We start from the raw sequence: 20,782 nt of genomic DNA, 5'->3' as shown, positions 1-20,782 counted from the left end.
GACCGTACCGCCCAGCGATGAAGGAGAGACACGACCGATGAGCGATGACACGACGATCGACGCGCTCGTCTCACGGATCGAGGCGCTGGAGGCGGAAGGCGAGATCCGCCGACTGCAGGCGCGCTACATGTTCCTCTGCGACACCCCCAATCCCGAGTTCGGGGTCCGCGGCGATCAGCACCGCATCGACCTCGTCATGGAGCTCTACACGGACGACGCGGTGTGGGAAGGTGTGGGCGAGTACTACGACAACCAGTTCGGCAGGGCCGAAGGCGCCGCCGCGATCCGCGCACACTTCGAACGGTTCTGGGCCGCCGACCGCACTCCGGCGCTCGTGCTGAACGCCCACTACCTGACGTCCGAACAGATCCGGGTCGACGGTGACACCGCGACCGGCCAGTGGATCCACATGCAGCCGTGGCTCTTCTCCGACGGAACGGGCTTGCTGCGCTCGAGCCGCCTGAACAACTCCTTCCGGAAAGAAGGTGGATCGTGGAGGATCAGCAGGACCCGCACCGAGAACGTGTTCGTCGCTCCACTGGGCGAGAACTGGGCGAGTGACTACCCTGCGGCCTCGGTGCTCATGAAACCGTAGGAGACTCCGGAGCCGGCCCGCCACGACCCCTGGAAGGACAACCCGATGACGTCGACCGAACCGTCCCCGGATCCGGTCGTGCACATCGTGGACGACGACGAGGACCTGCGCCAGTCGCTGGTCTTCCTGTTCGAGAGCGTGGGGATCCAGGCGCTGAGCTACCCGGACGCGACCTCGTTCCTCGACGAGTTCGACGCCGACGAGCCCGCGGTCGTCATCGTCGACATCCGCATGCCGGAGATCAGCGGGTTCCAACTGCAGGAGCGGCTGCTCGACGCCGACTACCCGGCACCGGTGATCTTCTGTTCGGCGCACGGCGACATCCCCATGTCGGTGCGGGCGCTGAAACAGGGAGCGGTCGACTTCCTCGAGAAGCCCTACCAGACGCAGCGGATGCTCGAGGTCGTCCAGAAACATCTGATCGAGGCCAGGGAACGGTTCGCCGAGCAGGTGGGCCGCCGGGACATCACCCGGCGGATCGACACGCTCACCCACCGCGAACGCGAGGTGCTCCGGCTGGTCATCGAGGGCCTGTCCAGTCAGCTCATCGCCAAGCAGCTGGGCATGAGCGTGAAGACGGTCGACGTCCACCGGGCCCGCATCAAGTCCAAGACCGAGTGCGAGACGCTCGGCACGCTGGTGCGGGACATCCTGCTGCACCGCGTCTCGGTCTGAACCTCGTCCGGTCCGGCAGCGACGGTCCCAAAGCGGCACTCCAGCGATCCGACGCAGGCGGCGGTCTTCGGGCTGTGTCTCCCCGGCGGAGCTGTGTTTCCTGCGGGGAGCTGTGTTTCCTGCGGGGGAGCGGTGTTTCCCAGCGGCGGAGCGGCCGTGACCGAGGTGACCACGGCGATGCGGCGGTGACGTCACCGCCGCATCGCCGTGTCTCCCTCATACGCGCGGGCGGCTCCTGCGGAACCGCCGCAACCGTTGTCACACGCCGTTGCGGAGGGCGCGTTCGACCCAGCAGCCCGCGGCGAGCAGCGCGTGCTCGTCCCGTTCCCGTCCGACGAGCTGAACGCCGAGCGGCAGGCCGGCGGCGTCGGCGACCCCCGGCACGGTGACCACGGGCAAGCCGAGCGCCTGCCACGGCCTGCTGAGGACGGGATCGCCCGTGGCGGACAGGCCCATCGGCGCCGGGCCGGGCGCGGCGGGACCCACGACGGCGTCGTAGGACGCCGACAGGCGGGCCAGCGCGGCGCCGATCTCTGCGAGTCGTTCGCGTGCGGCGTCGTACTCGGTGCGTGAGGTCGCCTCCCCGGACCGCAGCAGCGTTGCGAGCTGCTCGCTGATGCGGGAAACCACCGCCAGTTCCGCGGCGCGTTCACGGGCGGCCTCGTACGCCATCACGACCTTGTGGGCCGCGACCGCATCGGCGACGAGCTCCTCCTCCGGGAACTCGTCGACCACGGCACCCTCGTCCGCGAGCCGCCGCGCCGCATCGTCGATCGCCTCGCGCATCCCGTCCTCGACGACGCCGAGGGGCTTCGCCGTCCACAACAGCAGCCGTGGCGGACGCGGCGCCGTCTCGCAGGGGTCGGCGTCGCCGGTGAACGCGGACCAGGCCAGCGCGAGATCGGTGACACCCGCGGCGTACACACCGTGGCTGTCGAGGCTCGGGCTCAACCCGGCGGTGCCGTCCATGGGAACGCGGCCGTGCGTCATGACCAGCGAAGCCACGCCGCAGAACGACGCGGGCCGGGTCACCGACCCCGCGGTCTGGGTGCCCAGCGCCAGGGGGACGTGACCCGAGGCGACGGCTGCGGCGGATCCGCTCGACGAGCCGCCCGGGGTGCGGCCAGGCGCCCGCGGGTTGCGGGTGGGACCGGGCGAGAAGTAGGCGAACTCCGTCGTGACGGTCTTGCCGGCCGGAATCGCACCCGCTCGTCGCCATGCCGTGACGACCGCGGCGTCGGTGTCGGCGGGTGCGGCGTCCTGACGGAGCGACGTGCCGCATTTCGTCGGGAAGCCCGCCACGTCGATGATGTCCTTCACCCCGAGCGGAACACCGCCCAACGGGCCGGTGGTGTGCGGCTCGGGTTCCGGTTCGCGCGTCACCCAGGCCTGCACCTCGGACTCGGTGCCGGAGACGGCCGCGCGCGAGCGGGCGAGTGCGTCGGCAGGGCTCGTCCGCCCGTCGCGGAGCTCGCGGTGCAGCTCGCGCAGCGACCACGGACCGCGGGGTGCCGCCGGGCCGGTCACTGCCGGTCCCATGCCGCGTCGGCGACCCAGAAGTCCATGCCGCTGGCGCTCACCCCGTGCCGCCAATCAGAGGTCCGCCGCAGCAGCGGCTCGACCGCGGCCGTCACGGCGTCGGCCGCCTCGGGCCCGTCCTCGGGAACCTGCCAGTGAACCCAGCTCCGTTCCCGGCCGGCACGGTCGTGCTCGAAAAGATCGACATGCCGCCAGCCGTATCCGTGCGTGTCGTTGTAACAGGTCAACGTCATCCGGATGTCCTCGTCGTCCCGCTCGGTCACGAGACCCTCCTTCGCATGAGTGCTCACACGCCAGTGCCTACGCGCTCGGGCGACGGTGTGGCAAGACTGTGGAACCGGCGTTGGAAGTAGACCAGTGCTCCGGTGTCTTCCTTCGTGTGGACGGCGTCGATCTCGACGAACAGCACCGAATGGGACCCGAGCGTGCGGTCGGCCACGATCCGGCCGACGACCGCGACCAGTGCGTCCTGCAGCACGGGGACGCCGTGCGTGCCGAAGTCCCAGGCCCCTTCGGCGAACCGTTCGGCGGTCGGAACCTTCGTCGCGCCGGCGAAGTGGAGCGCGAGTTCGTCCTGATCCGCGCCGAGCACGTTCACGGCGACCCGGCCGTTGGCCGTGAAGATGTCGTGCGAGCGGCTCGACCGGTTCACGCACACCAGCATCGTGGGAGGCGCATCGGTCACCGAGCAGGTCGCGCTGACCGTCATCCCGGCGGGGCCGAGCGCGCCGTCCGTGGTGATCACGTTGACGGCCGCGGGCAGCTTGGCCATCGCGGAGCGGAACTCACGCTGGGCATTGGACAGCTCTGACACGATTCCTCCTGCGACGAGCGCGTGGTCCGGGCGTCGTTGTCTGGTTCCTGCTGCGACGTTACGACGACGGCCGGGGCGCCGATATCGAGACTTCCACCGGCCCCGTTGAGGGTTTCCCCTACGCCGCGTCGTCGGTCGCGAGCGGCAGCGCGAAACCGAACCGCGACCCACCCTCGTCCCGCGGCTCGGCCCAGATCCGGCCGTGCTGCCGGGTGATGACGCGGTAGCTGAGCGCCAGGCCGATGCCGCTGCCGTGTGCCTTCGACGTGAAGGACTCCTCGAACGGATCGTGTGCCAGCCCGCGGCCCCTGTCGTCCACCGTGAGAACACCGAACCCGTCGTCGAGGCGGGTGGTGATCGTGAGCTGTCGCCGCTGCTGCTCGCACGAGGCCATCTCGTCGATCGCGTTGACACAGAAGTTGAGCAGCACCTGCCCCGTCAGGACCCGTTCGCAGCGCACCATCACCGGTTCGGGATGGCGGTGCACCGTGACTGTCACCCCGGCGGGCACCGCGCGGAGCCGAACGAAGTGGAGGCACTGGTCGAGCACATCGCCCAGGTCCACGACCTGGTCCACCTGTTCCAGGTGGCCGACGAACTCGCGCACGGCGTCGACGATCGTGCTGGCACGTTCGATCTGCCCTGCCGCACGCTCGACACCGAACGATAGCTGCGAGGCGGCCGCGGCCGGGATCTCGCCCTTCTCGGCCAGCGACTGGCCACGGGCACGGACACCCGCGAGAAAGTTCCCTGCGGCCGCCAGCGGCTGCCCCAGTTCGTGCGCGATCGCCATCGCCATGTCGCCCATCGCGTTGTACCGCGCCAGATAGTTCTCCCTGTGGAGCTCGCGTTCGCGGCGCACCTCGCCCTGGATCCGGTCGGAGACGTCGTGCAGGATCATCAACAGCGCGTGGTCCCCGGCGTCCTGTACGGATTCGAGGCTGCCCTCCAGCCATACCGATGTCCCGTCGTCCTGTGGGATCTCCAGCTGGATCGCGGTGGAGGGGTTCGCCCGCGCGAGGGCACCGTCCCACGTGACCGGGCTGCCCTCCAGCCACAGCCTGCCGTACTCCGCCAGCGGGCCCAACGGCTCGTTCGGTGCCGCCCCGATGCGCGCCACCGCGGTGTCCGTCGCGAATCGCAGCGTGCCGGCCGAGTCGAGCATCAGCGCGATCGTCGACGTGTGCCGGGCCAGCGCATCGATGTAGGACGTCGTCAGCCGCAGTTCCCGCTCGATCTGCTGTTCCCGCTCGATGTCGCGGAACTGCACCATGACGGCGGTGCCCCGTTCCAGTTCCACCCGGACCGCGACCGCGTCCGTCGGGATCACACGGCCGTTCCTGGAGCGGTAGTGCCATTCGATCCTGCTGGCGCCCTTGTCGACCGCCTCCTGCAGCCACGCCCTGCCGATCACCCGGTCGTACTGCTGGGCCGAGCTGCTCATGTGGTTGGCCTTGAGCGGGCGCAACTCGGTGACGCTCCAGCCGAGCATCTCGCACGCGGCCGGATTCGCCCACAGGATGTTCTTGGTGTCCGCATCGTGGATCAGGACGCACAACTTCGTGGCTCGCATCATCGCGACGAAGTCGCCGGCGGCGATCTCGGGTGCCTGGGGATCGACGTGCATTCCGTCAGGGTAGAACGCCGGCCGCCGGGGGCGGGCTGAAGAAATCCCCTAGTCCGGCATCGGCAATACCCAATACCGCGTCCTGTCGCCGCTTCGTAGCGTCGAAGTCGGTCGAACGAGGAGGAGCAATGGTGCAGACGCGGGTACGCGAATCCGTGGAAACGCGGAAGCGCGGCGACGACGCCGTCACCTTCGACGACGTGCTGGCGGAGCTCGAGGACCGGAGAACCGAGTTCGACGAGCAACGATACGTGCCGAAGGATTTCGTCGAGCGCCTGAAACGGATCGGAATCTATCGCGCGTCCACACCCGCGAAGTTCGGCGGAGAGCCGTTGCCGCCCGCCGAGTTTCTTGACCGGATCGAGCGGATCTCCGTCGTGGACGGATCCACCGGATGGGTCGCCAGCTTCGGTTCCGCCCTGATCTATCTCGCCGCACTGCCGCTCGAAACGCAGGCCGAGCTCTACCGCGGCGGCCCCGACGTCACGTTCGCCGGCGGTCTGTTCCCGGTGCAGCCCGCCGAGGTCACCGACCGCGGATTCCGCGTCGACGGCCGGTGGAAGTTCGCCAGCGGCTGCATGGGCGCCGACATCCTCGGGGTGGGTATCCCCGGCGACGCCTCGACCGGGGGCAAGCCGCGCACGGCACTGCTCAGCCCCGATCAGGTCGAGATCGTGCAGGAATGGGACGTCGTCGGGATGCGGGGCACCGGCTCGTTCGATCTGGTCGTCCGCGACACCGAGGTCCCGCGCGAGTGGACCTTCATCCGCGGCGGCGAGGCCACTGTGGACGAACCGTTGTACCGTTATCCGGTCATCGCGTACGCGGCGCAGGTGCTCGCGGTCGTGGGCTCCGGGGTCGCACGTGCCGCGCTCGATCACGCCGAACAGGTCGGCGGCGGCTACGCCGGCGTGACCGGCGCCCCGAAACTCGCCGACCGGCCACACTACCGGACCCGGGTCGCCTCGGCCGAGGCGGCGCTGCGCTCGGCCAGGGCGTGGTTCTACGACCTCAGTCACGAGGTGTGGGAAACGGTCGTGGCGGGCGATCCCGCCACCGACGAGCAGAACGCGCACCTGCGGCTGGCCTCGGCGCACCTGGCGAAGACCGCCTCCGACGTCGTCGGCGATCTCGTGGAGATCTCCGGAACGGCACCGATCAACCGGGGCCACCCGTTGCAGCGACTGCTCGGGGACGCGCTCGTCCCCAAGCAGCACGCCTTCCTCGGGCCCGCCATGTACGACTCCGCCGGGGCGGTCCTGATGGGGCTGGACCCCACGACACCCGGATTTCAGTGACGGGTGCCGCCGATACCCGTCGGTGACACCGAGAACCCCGCGACACCGAGAACCCTGCGACACCGAGAACCCCGCGACACCGTGACCCGCGACCACAAGGAGGCCCGGCGTGACCGCGCAACCACTTCGCGTGCTCTTCTGCATCGGAATCAACCAGAACTTCTTCGACCTTCCCGCAGACGGGCTCACGCCCGGCGACGTCTGGAAGGCCTTCGTGTCCATGATGGACGGCATCAAGGAGCTGCCGGGCGTCGACTTCATCGGCGACATGGACGACGACTCGCACCTCGTCGGTCCGTCGGACGGCTGGCCGTGGACCTGTTACATCCTGGCCGACGTCGACTCCCAGGACACCGTCAAGGCCGCCTGCAACCTGTTCCGCACGACTCCCGTCGGCGACGGCGACGCGAAACTATGGCGGTTCGCCAAGGTCGAGGCGCGGATGGGCCGCGGGCTCACGGTCCGTGACGACGTCACGCTCCCCGAATGACACCCACGGAGAAGCCGGATGAACCAGTACAGCGATGACACCGCACCCGCGGACCTGGTCGCGGGGGACCACGTGGCCGGTCGGCTCTACACCGATCCCGACATCTTCGAACGCGAGATGACGGCCATCTTCGAAAGCACGTGGGTCTGGGTCGCCCACGAGAGCGAGCTGGCGACGCCGGGGAGCTTCAAGTCGACGCATGTCGGCAGGCAGCCGGTGATCGTGACCCGAGATCGCAAGAACAATCTGCACACGATGCTCAACCGGTGCCGCCACCGCGGGGCGAGCGTCTGCGAGAAACCACAGGGCCGCGCGAACGGGTTCACCTGCCCGTACCACGCGTGGTCGTACGGCCTCGACGGCACGCTGCGCGGGATTCCGTACCCCGACGGTTACGAAGGCGTCGTCGAGAAACGTGAGCTGTCCCTGCGGAAGCTGCGCACCGAGAGCTACGGCGGCATGGTCTTCGCGACCCTCGACGAGGACGTCGAGCCCCTCGCCGACTTCCTCGGTGACGCGAAGCTCTGGATCGACCGGTTCATGAAGCAGGGCGGCGGATATCCGATCAAGGTGCTCGGCAAGCACCAGTTCCGGTTCAAGGGGAACTGGAAGATCCAGCTCGAGAACACGACCGACGGTTACCACTTTCCGATCGTGCACCGGTCGTGGATGGCGTCGGTGGACGCCGAGACCGCGGACATGATGTCGTTCATGACCGACCCCGAGGCGATCACGCACGATCTGGGACACGGCCACAGCGTCATGCAGATGGTGCCCGGACACGCCGATCTCGACGTCGACGACGGCAGTGAGCCGTTGCAGGGCAGGTTCGACGAGCTGGCCGCGGAGCTGGCGAAGTCCTTCTCCGATGCGGAAGTGCGCCGGTTGCTGCGGGCGATGCACGGCACCGGTTTCAACCTCAACCTGTTCCCGAACGTGGCGATGTCGTCGGCGTTCTTCCGGGTGCTGCGGCCGGTCGCGGTCGACGAGACGGTGATCGAGCACATCGCCATCGGGCCCGACGGTCCGTCCGAACTGGACCCGTTGAACCGGGAGCGGCTGCGGATCCACGAGCACTTCCAGGGGCCGTTCGGGTTCGGCACGCCGGACGACGCCGAGGGCTGGGACCGCGTGCAGCGTGGTGCGCGGGCCGAGCCCGCGATGCCGATCCTGGTCAACCGCGGCAGTGCGCGGGAGAAGACGAGTGCAGAGGGATGGCCGACGTCGCACGTGACCGATGAGACCGGCATGCGCGCGGCGTACAACCAGTGGAAGCGGATGATGCGCGATGACTGAAGCCACCGCGGCGGCGGCCGTGGCCGAACCCGTGAGCACGACCGACCCGATGGTCGCCAGGGCGATCGACCTCGTGTGGCGGGAGGCGGAGCTGCTCGACCGTGCCGACTACGTCCGGTGGAACGAGCTGTTCACCGGTGACGGGCTCTACGTGGTGCCGATCGATCCGGACACCGACGATTTCGAGAACACGCTCAACATGGTCTACGACGACGCCCGCATGCGGGAGTTGCGCGTGGGAAGGATGACCGAGGGATACGCCATCGCCGCCGTCGATGCGGCCCGCACGGTGCGTACGGTGTCGCGATTCGTGCCGGATTCGGTCTCCGGCACCGAGGTGGTGCTGCGCTCGGCGCAGGTGCTGATCGCCTACAAGCGCAGGCGGCACGACATCTGGGCCGCGGACCTGACGCACCGGGTTCGGCTGTCCGCCGACGGGCCCGCAGGTGACCGGATCGCACGGAAGGTCGTCCGGTTGGTCGACAGCGAGGACGCCGTGCCGGCGGCGGGATTCCTGCTGTGAGCGCGGCACGGACCGCGGTGGTGACCGGCGGAGGGAGCGGACTCGGCGAGGCGATCGCGCGCCGGCTGCACGAGCACGGCTACGGCGTGGCGATCGCCGACCTCGACGGCTACGCAGCCGACGCCGTGGCGGGACAGCTCGACGGTGCGGGGAACACGGCGAGGGGCTACGGCGTGGACGTCCGGGACCGGGCAGCGCTGGAAGACCTGCTGTCGCGGGTGCTCGCGGACTTCGGCGGCGCGCACGTGCTCGTCAACAACGCGGCGCGCACGCGGGCGACACCGCTGCTGGAGATCACCACGGAGGAACTCGACGACGTCCTGGCGGTCAACCTCTCGGGAACGTTCCAGGCGTGCCAGATCTTCGGGGCGCACTTCGCCGAACAGGGATACGGCCGCATCGTCAACATGGCGTCGCTGGCCGGGCAGAACGGCGGAACGGCCACCGGCGGCCACTACGCGTCCTCCAAGGGCGCCGTCCTGTCGGCGACGAAGGTCTTCGCCCGCGAGCTCGCCCCTCGCGGCGTGACCGTCAACGCGGTGTCACCCGGCCCGCAGGACAGCCCGATGGTGCGGCAGATCGTCGGTGAGGAGAACCTCGAATCGTTCGCATCGACGATCCCGGTGGGTCGGCTCGGGGATCCGGCGTTCGTCGGCGACACGGTGGCTCTGCTCGCGTCGCCGGGTGCGGCCTCGGTCACCGGGGCGTGCTGGGACGTCAACGGTGGCCTGTACCTGCGCTGATGCCCGGCGGGTGGGAACGGAAGTGAGGATGGCGATGCACAGGATCCCCGTACGTGTGGCCGAGGTGGTCGACGAAACGGCCGACATCCGCAGCCTGCGGTTGACCAGGACCGACGGTGCGCAGTTCCCGCCGTACGAGGCGGGTGCGCACGTCGACGTCGTCGGCCCGACGGGACTGACCCGGCAGTACTCGCTGTGTGGCAGCCCGAGCGACCGGTCGTCGCTGCACATCGCCGTCAAACGGGAGCCGGACTCGCGCGGTGGCTCGCAGGCGCTGCACACCGTGTCGGCAGGCGATGCGCTGGAGGTCGGGCAGCCGCGGAACCTGTTGACGCTCGCCCCTGACGCCGACCGGCACCTGCTCGTCGCGGGCGGCATCGGCGTGACGCCGCTGCTCGGCATGGCGCACGAACTCGCCGAGCGGGAGGCGGAGTTCGAACTCCACTACTTCGCCCGGTCCCGCGAGGAGGCCGCGTTCGCCGGCCAGCTGGAGAGCCGCGCCGAGTTCCGGGACAGGGTCCACCTGCGATTCGGCACGCCCCGCGACAAGTTTCCCGCGGTGCTGGCGGACCTGGCGCCGGAACTGACCCCGGACAGTCACGTCTACACCTGCGGGCCGGAGGGATTCATGGCCGAGGTGGTCACGGCCTTCGCTCCGGTCGTGGGCGACCAGCGGGTCCACATCGAACACTTCGTCGCCGCGGAGGCCGGATCCGGCGAGGGGAACGCCTTCACGGTGGAACTGGACACGGGGGAGACGTTCGAGATCCCGGAGGGACGATCGATCCTCGGCGTGCTCGGCGAGAACGGCATCGAGGTGTTCAAGTCCTGCGAGGAAGGGATCTGCGGGTCGTGCGTGTCCGGCGTGCTCGAGGGCACACCGGATCACCGGGACCGGTGCCTGTCGGCGGCCGACAGATCGGCGGGCGACCAGATGGCGCTGTGTGTCTCCCGCGCGCTCACCGACAAGCTCGTCATCGAGCTCTACTGACCGGCGCCGCGCTCACGGTCGAGGGGAGCCTCGTGCCCTGCGTTACTGCCGCGGGGACCAGTAGCGGGTCAGCACCGACAGGACGGTCGACACCTCGAACGCGGTGATGCCGGGGTGCCTGCCGAGGTCGTCGGACAGGAACGTCGCGAGATCGTCCTCGTGGTGGAACAACCCGTGGTGGATGACCGACGAGGTGCCCGCCACGGTGGTCACGTAGCGCGCCGACTCGTGGTCGGCCAGGGCCGTGGCGATGCCGCGCATCGACGCCGGTGACGTGGCCAGGGAGACGACGGCTTCGAGCGGATAGCCCAGGAGTGCCGGTTCGATCTCGACGCGTGGTTGCACGAGGCCGCGGTCGAGCACCGATTGGGTCGTGCGGTACGCGGTGGAGGCGCTCTTGCCTGCCTCGCGGGCGATCTCGGCGGCGCTGGCTCTGCCGTTGCGGTGCAGTACCGCGGCGACGGCGCGTTCGTCGTCGTCCATCGGCACGGGACTCTCCGGCGGTGCGCCGTGGCGGTGCGCGGTGAGGGTCCGTTCCTGTTCCGGCGTCAGCCGGTGCAGGCGCCAGGTCGATCCCGAGACGTATCGGTGCAGGCCGAGTTCCGAGTGCGTCGTGACGATCCCGGCTATCGACGGCAGCGTCGTGGCCAGCAGTTCCGCCGCGTCCTCACGCCGGCGCGGGTGCAGGATGCAGTAGACGTCGGCGCGGCCGGTGGTCGATGCGACGAACTGCGCCTCGGGCAGGTCCGCGACCGCCGTGGCGACGTCGCGTGCGCGGCCGGGTGCCGTGGAGATCCACACGTGATGCGGGGTGGCTCCGTCGACCCACCAGGGGATCTGGCCGACGACGCGGAGTGCGTGCCGCTCCCGGAGTCTCGTCAACCGCCTGCTGACGGTGCCCGTCGAGATCCCGAGCGTCGTCGCGAGCACCTGCAGGCTCACCCGCGGCGCCAGCTGCAGCGCCGCGACGAGGTCGAGATCGTCGGGCTCGAGCGTCTCCGTCAACATGCCCTGTTTCTAGCACGAGTGCCTGATGTGAACGATCAGAGTCATGCAAATGTTCGTATTGACAGATTCACTCCACCGGTTGAAGGTATGCGGTCATATTGTTCTGTTGATCGGAGGTTCGTCCGATGACCGCAACACTCCTCGTCCGCGATGCCCAGGTCCTCGACCCCGAGCAGGGCGAGTACCGGCGAGCCGACCTACGGTGCGAGAACGGCCGGGTGGTCGAGGTCGACGACCGCATTCGGCCCGCGTCCGACATCCCGGTGCTCGACGTCCACGGCCGGTACGTGCTGCCGGGGCTGATCGACTGTCACGTGCACGTCCTCGCGTTCAGCGCCGATCTCACCGTGGTCGCCGACGCGCCGCCGACCTACGTCGCGGCCGGGGCCGTGCGCAACATGGGTGCGATGCTCGACCGCGGCTTCACGAGCGTCCGCGACACCGGCGGCGCGGACTTCGGCCTGGCACGGGCGCGGGAACAGGGACTCGTGCGCGGGCCACGGCTGTTCTACGGTGGCAAGGCCCTGAGCCAGACGGGCGGGCACGGTGACAAGCGGACCATCGAACAGAACCATGTCGACGGGCACCCGTGCTGTTCGGGAACCGGCCGGGTCGTCGACGGTGCGGACGAGGTGCGCAAGGCCGTCCGGGAGGAGCTGCGGCGTGGTGCGCACCATCTGAAGCTGCACGCCTCGGGTGGGGTGTCGTCGCTGGGCGACCGGATCGGTTCGACGCAGTACTCGATGGACGAACTGCGCGCCGCCGTCGAGGAGACCGAGGCCGCCGGTCGCTACGTCACGGTGCACGCCTACCCGCCGCAGGCGATCAACCGCGCGCTCGAAGCCGGTGTCCACTGCGTCGAACACGGCAACCTCCTCGACGACCGCACGGTGGAACTGTTGCTCGAACGCGACGCGTTCCTCGTTCCCACGCTCGTCACCTACTTCGCGCTGCGCGAGGAGGGCCGGGACCACGGGCTGCCGCAGGCGAGTTGGGAGAAGGTCGGCGAGGTGCTCGACAACGGCGTCGGCGCACTGGAGACGGCCTCGCGCGCGGGTGTGCGACTGGCCTACGGCTCGGACCTGCTCGGCGGGATGCAGCGGAGGCAGAACGAGGAGTTCCGCATCAGGTCGCAGGTGCAGCGCCCGATCGACGTCGTCCGGGCGGCGACGACGAACGCGGCGGCACTCGTCGGCATGCGTGGTGAGCTGGGAACACTCGCACCGGGTGCGTACGCCGACCTGATCGTGCTCGACGACGACCCGCTCGCCGACGTGACGGTGCTCGCCGAGCCCGCGAACATCCGCACCGTCGTGCAGGGTGCACACCTGGTCAGGAGCGAATCATGAGGGACGCGGTGATCCTCGGTTCGATCTGCGCCTACGTCGCCGCGATGGTGGGCATCGGCGTCTGGGCGGCGAGGAAGGTCAGGAACAACCACGACTTCATGCTGGCCGGACAGCGGCTCGGCAGGCTCGTGCTGATGGGCACGCTGCTGGCCACGTGGACCGGCGCGGGCACGATCATGGGCCGGGCGTCGTTCTCCTACACCTACGGGCCGCTCGCGAGCATCTTCTACAGCATCGGTGCGCCGCTCGGCATTCTGATCATGTACCTGTTCCTCGCCAAGCGCGTCCGCGAGCACGGCAAGTACACGGTCCCCGAGTTGATGCAGCAACGCTACGGACCGTCCGTCCGCATCGTGACCGCCGTGGCGATCGTGATCGCCTACAGCGCGATCGTGTCCGAACAGGTGCGCGGCCTCGGCTACATCCTGCACCTCACGACGGGCTTTCCCGAGGGCGTCGCGAAGATCGTGGGACTCGCCGTGGTCGTGTTCCTCGCGTTCAGCGGTGGCTTGATATCCGTGGCCTACACCGACGCGCTGAGCGCGCTGCTCATCACCATCGGGCTGATCGGTGCGTTCGTCTTCGTGCTCGTGACGCTCGGCGGCTTCGGCGGACTGGCCGAGCGGCTCCCCGAGGACCACATGACCTGGAGCGGCGGACTGACCCCCATCCAGATGCTGGGGTACGTACTGCCGACGTTGTTGCTGATCCTGGGCGACCAGAACATGTACCAGCGGTTCAGTGCCGCGCAGAGCCCGGAGGTGGCGAAACGCTCGACCGTCGGGTTCCTGGCGGGGGACCTGCTGTTCTACGGAGCGGTCATCATCATCTCCTCGGGTGCCGCGGTGCTGCTTCCCGCGATCCAGCCGGACACGGCGGTGCTGCGGCTGTCGACCGATTCGTTGCCGGTGGCGCTCGGGGCGATCATGCTCATGGCCGCGACGGCGTTCATCATCACGACCGCCAACTCGTACCTGCTCTCGTCCGCGGGCAATCTGGTGCGGGACATCTACGGATCGTTGTCGCGGAAGGAACGGGGTTCCCGCAGGGAGCTGCTGCTGACCAGGATGACGATCGTCGCGCTCGGCGTGGCCGCGTTCGTGATCGGTGAGTTCTTCCCCGGCGTGCTGGAGATCCAGGTGTTCGCGTACACGATGTACGGCGCCGTGGTGACGCCGTCCCTGCTCGCGACGTTCCTGTGGCGGCGGGCGACTGCGGCCGGCTGCATCGCGTCGATGGTCACGGGAATCGTGGCGACCGTCGGGTGGGAGTTCGGCCTGGACAAGCCGTTCGACTGGAACAGCGTGCTCGTCGCGCTGCCACTGGCCGTGCTGGCCCTCGTCGCAGGAAGCCTGCTGACCACACCCCGCACGCCGGCCCCGCAGCAGTCGGTCCCCACGTGACCGGCCGCTCACGACGGCAGGTGGGTCTTTAGGTTCTGGGTGCGGCGGACGAGTGAGCGGAGTTCGTCGAGGCCTCCGTGGATCAGGCCCGCGGCGCGCGCCTGCACGAGGACGTTGCCCGTCGCCGTCGCCTCGACCGGGCCCGCGATGACGGGCCGTCCCGTGCGCTCGGCGGTGAGCCGGCACAGCAGGGTGTTGCGGCTCCCTCCGCCGACCACGTGCACGACCGGTACGGAACGGCCCGTCAGCTTCTCCGCCGTGGTGATCGTCCGGGCGTAGGCATCGGCAAGGCTTTCCAGGATGCACCGCACGAACTCGGCTCGGGTTCCGGGGACGGGCAGGTCGCGTTCGGACAGCCACGCCGCGATCCTCGTGGGCATGTCCCCGGGCGGCAGGAAGCGCTCGTCGTCGGTGTCGAACACCGGAACGCGCCCCGGCGGCACGTCGGCCGCTTGTGCGAGCAGCGTGGACAGTTCGACGGTCGGGTCGCTGCGGCGCCAGTGCGCCACGGACTCGCTCAGCAACCACAGGCCCGTGACGTTGTGCAGGTACCGGATCCGGCCGTCGACACCGAGCTCGTTGGTGAACCCTGCCGCGCGCGACTCCTCCGAGAGCACCGGTTCGTCCAGCTCGACACCCACCAGCGACCACGTGCCGCACGAGATGTAGGCGAACGACTCCTCGGCTGCGGGCACGGCCGCGACCGCCGACGCCGTGTCGTGCGAACCCGCCGCCGTGACGCGGATCCGGTGCTCGTCGTGTGCGTCGGTCTCGCCGATCGTGTCGCCTGGCGAGACCAGGGTCGGAAACAGTGAACGGTCGAGGTCGAGCTGCTCCATCAGGGCCTGGTTCCACGCCCCGCCGGGGTCGAGCAGCCCGGTCGTCGACGCGTTCGTCCGTTCGGCGACCTGCACACCCGTCAGCCAGTACGCCAGCAGATCCGGGAGCAGCAGCACCCGGTCCGCGACGTCGAGCAGCCCCGTACGCCGGTCCGCGGCCAGCTGGAACAGCGTGTTGAACGGCAGGTGCTGCAGCCCGTTGTGCCGGTACAGCTCCTCGGGCCCGGCGACCGCGTGGACGTCCCGGACCCCGTCGGCGGTCCGGGAATCGCGGTAGTGGTACGGAACGCCGAGCAGCGTGCCCGCGCGCAGGAGTCCGTAGTCGACGGCCCACGAGTCGATGCCGACGCTCAGTAGACCGGGCGCGCGGATCGCGGCCTCGGCCACGCCCTCCCGTAACCGCCGGTACAGCTCGAGGATGTTCCAGTGCAGGCCGTCGGGCGTGCGCACCGGCTCGTTCTCGAACCGGGCGACGGTCTCCAGCCGGAGCTCGTGTTCGCCGACGTGGCCGAGCATGACGCGGCCGCCCGACGCGCCCAGGTCGACCGCGGCGACGCTCCCGTGGGCAGTGCTCACCGGTCCCTCGTTCACCGGCCCCTCCTCACCGCAGGAACGCCGCGGCGACGCCGGCGTCCACCGGCACGTGCAACCCCGTCGTGTGGCTGAGGTCCCCGCCGGTCAGCGCGAACACGGCGCCTGCGACGTGTTCGGGCAGCACCTCGCGGTTGAGCAGCGTGCGCTGGGCGTAGAACGCGCCGAGCTCGGACTCCGGCACGCCGTAGACCTTCGCGCGCTCGGCACCCCACCCGCCCGCGAAGATGCCGGAGCCGCGCACCACCCCGTCGGGGTTGACGCCGTTGACCCGGATGCCGTGCTGGCCCAGTTCGGCGGCGAGGAGCCGGACCTGATGGGCCTGGTCGGCCTTCGTCGCCGAGTAGGCGATGTTGTTCGGCCCCGCGAACACGCTGTTCTTCGACACGACGTAGACGAGGTCGCCGCCCAGATCCTGTGCGACGAACACCTCCGCGGCCGCGCGGCTGACCAGGAACGAGCCCTTCGCCATCACGTCGTGCTGCCGGTCCCAGTCCTCCGCCGTGGTCTCCAGCAGCGGTTTCGACAGCGACATACCGGCGTTGTTGACCACCAGGTCCAGCCCGCCGAAGGCCAGCACGGCCTCCCGCACGGCCCCGGCGACACCGGCCTCGTCGCTGACGTCGGCCCGCACGCCGATCGCGACGTCGGACGACCCGAGTTCGGCGGCGGCCGCAGCGGCCTTGTCGGCGTCGACGTCGGCGATCACCACCGCGGCGCCCTCCGCGGCGAGCCGCTGGGCCGTGGCCTTGCCGATGCCCGACGCCGCGCCGGTGACGAGCGCGATGCGGGTGGCCAGCGGTTTCGGCGCGGGACGCCTGCGCAGCTTGGCCTCTTCGAGTTCCCAGTACTCGATGCGGAACTTCTCGGACTCGTCGATGGGCCGATAGCTCGAGATCGCCTCGGCACCGCGCATCACGTTGATCGCGTTGACGTAGAACTCGCCCGCCACCCGCGCGGTCTGCTTGTCGCCGCCGTAGCTGAACATGCCGACGCCGGGCACGAGCACGATCGCAGGGTCGGCCCCGCGCATCGACGGTGAGTCCGCGGTGGCGTGGCGGTGGTAGTAGCCGGCGTAGTCCTCGCGGTAGTGGGCGTGCAGTTCGCGCAGTCGGCGCGCCGAATCCTCGACCGTCGCGGTCGCCGGCAGGTCGAGCACGAGCGGCTTGACCTTGGTGCGCAGGAAGTGGTCCGGACAGCTGGTGCCGAGTTCGGCGAGGCGCGGGTGCTCGGCACGTGACAGGAACTCCAGCACCTCGGGGCTGTCGGTGAAATGGCCGACCTGCCGCCGGTCCGTGCTCGCCAGGCCACGAATGATCGGTGCGAGCGCGGCGGCCTTCGCGCGGCGCTGCTCCTCCGGGAGCGGCTCACATCCGTCGAGCACGGCCCCGAACGGCTCCGGCCTGCCGTGCTCGGCGATGTAGGCCGCGGCCCTGTCGATCATCCACAGCGAGTTCCGCTCGCACTCGTCGCTCGTGTCGCCCCACGCCGTGATGCCGTGACCGCCGAGAACCACCCCGACCGCGTCCGGATGGTCCCGCTTGATGTCGGCGATGTCCTGACCGAGCTGCCAACCGGGACGGCGCCACGGCACCCACACCACCGCGCCGCCGAAGATCTTCTCCGTCAGCGCGGGCCCGTCGACGGCGGTGGCGATCGCGATGCCGCTGTCGGGGTGGAGGTGGTCGACGTGACAGGCATCGACGAGACCGTGCATCGCCGTGTCGATCGACGGGGCCGCGCCGCCCTTGCCGTGCAGCGTGTAGTCGAACGCCGTGACCATCTCGTCCTCGCGGTCGAGTCCGGGGTAGACGGCGCGCAGTGCCTGCAGCCGGTCCAGCCGCAGCACCGCGAGACCCCGTTCGGTGAGCGTGCCGAGGTCCCCGCCGGATCCCTTGACCCACAACAGGTCCACGGGCTCGCCGGTGACCGGGTCGACGTCGGTGCCTTTCGCGGAGGCGTTACCGCCCGCGAAGTTGGTGTTCTTCGGATCGGACCCGAGGCGGTTGCTGCGCGCCAGCAGGTCGGCGACGACGGAATCGGCTGTGGTCACGGTGTTCTCCTTCGCTGTGCGACCGTCGCTCATGCGCCCCAGCCCGCCTGCGTGCCACCGATCCGCTCCTCGGCGATCCTGCGCTGGTGTCCCGATTCGGCGTACGCGCGCATCGGGTCGGCTGGCAGCCCCCGGGAGTCACGCCATGCGGCCAGGTCCCCGCGCACGTCGGTCTGGAACGCGTCCATCAGCACCTCGTTGGCGGCCAGCACGTCGTGGGAGGCCTGCGCCTTCGCCAGCGCGGCGTGGTCGACGAGCAGCGCCCGCGCGGTCATCTCCTGCACGTTGAGGACCGAACGGATCTGGCCGGGAATCTTGTCCTCGACGTTGTGGCACTGGTCGAGCATGAACCGCACCGGCGAGGCCTCGGCCAACCCGCCGCCCGCGACGACCTCGTGCAGGATGCGGAACAACTGGAACGGGTCGGCCGCACCGACGATGAGGTCGTCGTCGGCGTAGAACCGGGAGTTGAAGTCGAACGAACCCAGCCTGCCGAGACGGAGCAGCTGCATGACGATGAACTCGACGTTCGTCCCGGGTGCGTGATGACCGGTGTCCAAACACACCAGTGCGCGGTCGCCGAGTGCGCTGACCTGGGCGAGCGAGGTGCCCCAGTCCGGGACGTCGGTGTGGTAGAAGGCCGGCTCGAAGAACTTGTACTCGAGTACGAGCCGTTGGTGGTCGGCAAGCCGTTCGTAGATGGTCGCCAGCGATTCGGCGAGGCGGTCCTGCCTGGCACGCAACGAATCCTGGCCCGGATAGTTGGTGCCGTCGGCCAGCCAGATCTTCAGGTCCGTCGACCCGGTTGCGTGCATGATGTCGAGACACCGGAAGTGCGCGTCGATCGCCTTCCGCCGGATCCTCGCGTCGGAGTGGGTCAGGCTGCCGAACTTGTAGTCCTCGTCCTGGAACGTGTTCGAGTTGACGGTGCCGAGCTCGACCCCGAGTTCCCGGGCGCGGCGGCCCAATGCGGCGTAGTCGTCGACGGTGTCCCACGGGATGTGCAGCGCGACGGTCGGCGCGAGGCCGGTCAGCTCGTGCACCTTGGCGGCGTCGGCGATCTTCTCCTCGGGGGTGCGAGGGGTTCCCGGAGTGGAGAAGACCTTGAACCGGGTACCGGAGTTGCCGAACGCCCAGCTGGGCAGTTCGATGGCCTGCCGGGCGAGCGTGTCGGTGATGTCGGCGAAGCGGGGCATTACGCGCCATTCCCTTCGTGCGGGGGAGCGGTCTCGGACAGCTGGTCCTCGAGGTGGAAGACCTCGTCGAGCGGCACCGCCGTCCGGTCGGGGCGGCCGTCGCCGACGAAGAACTCGCTCATCTCCGCCTCCCACCGGGCGGCGATCTCCGAGCGCGCGAGGTAGGCGTCCGAGCGTTCCACCGATGCGGTCTCGTAGTAGCCGATGAGCAGGCCGTCGTCACGGAGGAAGAGCGAGTAGTTGCGCCTTCCGGACGCCTCGATCTCCCTGAGCATCTCGGGCCACACGGCGGCGTGCCTGCGGCGGTACTCGTCGATCCGGTCCGGTGCGACCCGCAGCTGGAAACAAACCCTGATCACGAGCGCACCGCCAGGTCGTCCTCGTCATCGGAGGACGGGCCGTACCGTTCCCGCTCGATGTCCTGCAGGCTCCTGCCCTGCGTGTTCGGTGCGCCGACCGTGCCCACGACCAGTGCGACGGCCAGCAGTCCGAGGATGATCACGCCGACGCCCTCGAGGCCGATCCCGGTGAGCATCATCGGGAACCACATGCTCAGCAGGCCGACCACGATCCGCGCGGACAGGAACAGCACTCCCTGGGCGCTCGCGCGGTACTGCGTGGCGAACAGTTCGCTGGTCCACAGTCCGTAGAACGCCTGCGCACCGATACCGGACGAGACGCCCCAGCCGATCGCGAAGAACAGCAGCGTGGCCGTGCCCGGAGGGGCGTAGATGAGCGCGGCCCACGCGACGATGCCGAGCGCTGCGCCGGAGAAGTACAGCCACCGCCTGCTCACGCGGTCGGCGAGGAGCATGAACCCGAGGTAGGTCGTCAGGCTCGTACAGCCCCAGACCACCACCTGCAGCAGGTACTGCTGGGTGACCTCGGTGAAGCCCGCGGCGTCGTACACCCGGGGCTGGAAGATGCCCGCCTGGCCCGCGACCGCGTTCCACAGCGCGTAGACACCGAACAGGAACAGCAGCGCGGTGAGGTTGACGCGTCTGGTCAGCAGTCCGCGCAGGCTGGACAGGAACGTGACCTGGCTGCCGGAGGTGGTGCGGTTCGTCCAGATCGTGGATTCGGCAAGGCCCCGGCGCACCCACCAGGTGATCGCGGCGACCACGAACAGGTGCGCGAAGATCAGCCTGCTGCCGAGCAGTCCGAGCGGAACGAGTGCCGCTGCCAGCAGGTAGCCGACCATGGGGCCGAGCGACCACGCCAGCTGCGCGGTGCCGACGTGCGCGGCTCTGCGATCGGCGGGTGCCTCCTCGGCGATGTAGGTCCACGAGGCCGTGACACCCGCGCCGACCGCGATGCCGGTCAGGACGAACGCGGTGAGCAGCATCGCGAACGATACGGCGAAGACGGCCAGCAGCGAGCCGAGCATGAACAGCAGCAGGTCGTAGGTGTAGATGAACTTCCTGCCGTAGCGGTCGCACAGCGGCCCGCCGATGGCGGCGCCCGCCGCTGCGCCGAAGGCGTTGGCGCTGAGCGAGGCGAGCAGGCCGACGGCGAGGTCGTCGAGTCCGAACTGCTCCTGCCACAGGCTCAGGCTCGTCGCGATCGCGATGATCGAGCCGGCCTCGATGTAGTTGGACATGGCCACGGCGATCGTGGCCCGCCAGCCTGTCGTGCGTCGTGCTCCCACGCGGACCGTCATTGGTCCTCCCGTTTCAGCCGCCGTTGGTTGAATCGTTTCAAGGCACTGTAGGGGACCACGACCGTGTGAACAAGGGATCCGAAGGAGGGGCG

The 20,782-nt window shown here is 69.4% G+C and carries 20 protein-coding genes; 10 read left to right on the top strand and 10 right to left on the bottom strand.

Annotated elements, in window-relative coordinates; all coding sequences use genetic code 11:
- Positions 1 to 37: 37 nt before the first annotated feature.
- Positions 38 to 595, top strand: coding sequence for a nuclear transport factor 2 family protein (locus LY12_RS20900; RefSeq protein WP_253859099.1), 558 nt, complete (start codon positions 38 to 40; stop codon positions 593 to 595).
- Positions 596 to 640: 45 nt separating this feature from the next.
- Positions 641 to 1,270, top strand: a complete 630-nt coding sequence (locus LY12_RS20895) for a response regulator transcription factor (protein ID WP_253859098.1) — start codon at positions 641 to 643, stop codon at positions 1,268 to 1,270.
- Positions 1,271 to 1,528: 258 nt separating this feature from the next.
- Here the strand turns inward: LY12_RS20895 and LY12_RS20890 are convergent, their stop codons facing one another.
- From LY12_RS20890 to LY12_RS20875, 4 genes are all read right to left on the bottom strand, one after another.
- On the bottom strand, positions 1,529 to 2,797 hold the full coding sequence (locus tag LY12_RS20890) for an amidase (RefSeq protein WP_253859097.1): 1,269 nt from the start codon (positions 2,795 to 2,797) through the stop codon (positions 1,529 to 1,531).
- Positions 2,794 to 3,072, bottom strand: a complete 279-nt coding sequence (locus LY12_RS20885) for a hypothetical protein (RefSeq protein WP_253859096.1) — start codon at positions 3,070 to 3,072, stop codon at positions 2,794 to 2,796. Before LY12_RS20885 ends, LY12_RS20890 begins: the two co-directional genes overlap by 4 nt.
- Before the next feature lie 23 nt (positions 3,073 to 3,095).
- Entirely contained in the window at positions 3,096 to 3,623 is a 528-nt protein-coding gene (locus LY12_RS20880; RefSeq protein WP_253859095.1) for a flavin reductase, read from the bottom strand.
- Positions 3,624 to 3,741: 118 nt separating this feature from the next.
- Positions 3,742 to 5,250, bottom strand: a complete 1,509-nt coding sequence (locus LY12_RS20875; RefSeq protein ID WP_253859094.1) for a PAS domain-containing sensor histidine kinase — start codon at positions 5,248 to 5,250, stop codon at positions 3,742 to 3,744.
- Between the two features lie 128 nt (positions 5,251 to 5,378).
- Between LY12_RS20875 and LY12_RS20870 the strand changes: the two genes are divergently transcribed.
- From LY12_RS20870 to LY12_RS20845, 6 genes are all read left to right on the top strand, one after another.
- Positions 5,379 to 6,548: an acyl-CoA dehydrogenase family protein gene (locus LY12_RS20870; protein ID WP_253859093.1), complete on the top strand. Its 1,170-nt coding sequence runs from the start codon at positions 5,379 to 5,381 to the stop codon at positions 6,546 to 6,548.
- A gap of 109 nt (positions 6,549 to 6,657) precedes the next feature.
- A complete protein-coding gene (locus tag LY12_RS20865) occupies positions 6,658 to 7,038 on the top strand; it encodes a hypothetical protein (protein WP_253859092.1) in 381 nt (126 codons plus the stop codon).
- 18 nt (positions 7,039 to 7,056) lie between these two features.
- Positions 7,057 to 8,334 (top strand): aromatic ring-hydroxylating oxygenase subunit alpha, encoded by a 1,278-nt coding sequence (locus LY12_RS20860; protein WP_253859091.1) that lies wholly within the window; start codon positions 7,057 to 7,059, stop codon positions 8,332 to 8,334.
- Positions 8,327 to 8,857, top strand: coding sequence for an aromatic-ring-hydroxylating dioxygenase subunit beta (locus tag LY12_RS20855; RefSeq protein WP_253859090.1), 531 nt, complete (start codon positions 8,327 to 8,329; stop codon positions 8,855 to 8,857). The genes LY12_RS20860 and LY12_RS20855 overlap by 8 nt, the downstream gene beginning before the upstream one ends.
- A complete protein-coding gene (locus tag LY12_RS20850; RefSeq protein WP_253859089.1) occupies positions 8,854 to 9,600 on the top strand; it encodes an SDR family NAD(P)-dependent oxidoreductase in 747 nt (248 codons plus the stop codon). The genes LY12_RS20855 and LY12_RS20850 overlap by 4 nt, the downstream gene beginning before the upstream one ends.
- Before the next feature lie 28 nt (positions 9,601 to 9,628).
- Positions 9,629 to 10,591, top strand: coding sequence for a PDR/VanB family oxidoreductase (locus LY12_RS20845; protein ID WP_308292154.1), 963 nt, complete (start codon positions 9,629 to 9,631; stop codon positions 10,589 to 10,591).
- Positions 10,592 to 10,633: 42 nt separating this feature from the next.
- On the opposite strand, the gene LY12_RS20840 is transcribed toward LY12_RS20845, so the two are convergent.
- Entirely contained in the window at positions 10,634 to 11,599 is a 966-nt protein-coding gene (locus LY12_RS20840; protein ID WP_253859088.1) for an Lrp/AsnC family transcriptional regulator, read from the bottom strand.
- 125 nt (positions 11,600 to 11,724) lie between these two features.
- Here LY12_RS20840 and LY12_RS20835 point away from each other — a divergent pair, with 125 nt between their 5' ends.
- Positions 11,725 to 12,948 (top strand): metal-dependent hydrolase family protein, encoded by a 1,224-nt coding sequence (locus LY12_RS20835; RefSeq protein WP_253859087.1) that lies wholly within the window; start codon positions 11,725 to 11,727, stop codon positions 12,946 to 12,948.
- On the top strand, positions 12,945 to 14,351 hold the full coding sequence (locus tag LY12_RS20830; RefSeq protein ID WP_253859086.1) for a sodium:solute symporter family protein: 1,407 nt from the start codon (positions 12,945 to 12,947) through the stop codon (positions 14,349 to 14,351). The genes LY12_RS20835 and LY12_RS20830 overlap by 4 nt, the downstream gene beginning before the upstream one ends.
- 8 nt (positions 14,352 to 14,359) lie before the next feature.
- Here the strand turns inward: LY12_RS20830 and LY12_RS20825 are convergent, their stop codons facing one another.
- Genes LY12_RS20825 through LY12_RS20805 form a run of 5 tightly spaced genes read right to left on the bottom strand, consistent with a single transcriptional unit; the run spans position 14,360 to position 20,690 of the window.
- Entirely contained in the window at positions 14,360 to 15,766 is a 1,407-nt protein-coding gene (locus LY12_RS20825; RefSeq protein WP_253859085.1) for a rhamnulokinase, read from the bottom strand.
- A 25-nt stretch (positions 15,767 to 15,791) separates the two neighbouring features.
- Positions 15,792 to 17,867, bottom strand: coding sequence for a bifunctional aldolase/short-chain dehydrogenase (locus LY12_RS20820; protein WP_253859084.1), 2,076 nt, complete (start codon positions 17,865 to 17,867; stop codon positions 15,792 to 15,794).
- Positions 17,864 to 19,030 carry an L-rhamnose isomerase gene (gene rhaI, locus LY12_RS20815; protein ID WP_253859083.1) on the bottom strand — a complete coding sequence of 389 codons (1,167 nt, stop codon included), beginning with the start codon at positions 19,028 to 19,030 and terminating at the stop codon, positions 17,864 to 17,866. The genes LY12_RS20820 and rhaI overlap by 4 nt, the downstream gene beginning before the upstream one ends.
- Positions 19,030 to 19,389, bottom strand: coding sequence for an L-rhamnose mutarotase (locus LY12_RS20810; protein WP_253859082.1), 360 nt, complete (start codon positions 19,387 to 19,389; stop codon positions 19,030 to 19,032). The genes rhaI and LY12_RS20810 overlap by 1 nt, the downstream gene beginning before the upstream one ends.
- On the bottom strand, positions 19,386 to 20,690 hold the full coding sequence (locus tag LY12_RS20805) for an MFS transporter (protein ID WP_253859081.1): 1,305 nt from the start codon (positions 20,688 to 20,690) through the stop codon (positions 19,386 to 19,388). Before LY12_RS20805 ends, LY12_RS20810 begins: the two co-directional genes overlap by 4 nt.
- Between the last annotated feature and the right edge of the window lie 92 nt (positions 20,691 to 20,782).

The organism is Prauserella alba (assembly GCF_024171735.1).
GTDB lineage: Bacteria > Actinomycetota > Actinomycetes > Mycobacteriales > Pseudonocardiaceae > Prauserella > Prauserella alba.
This window is presented reverse-complemented; position numbering and strand designations above follow the sequence as displayed.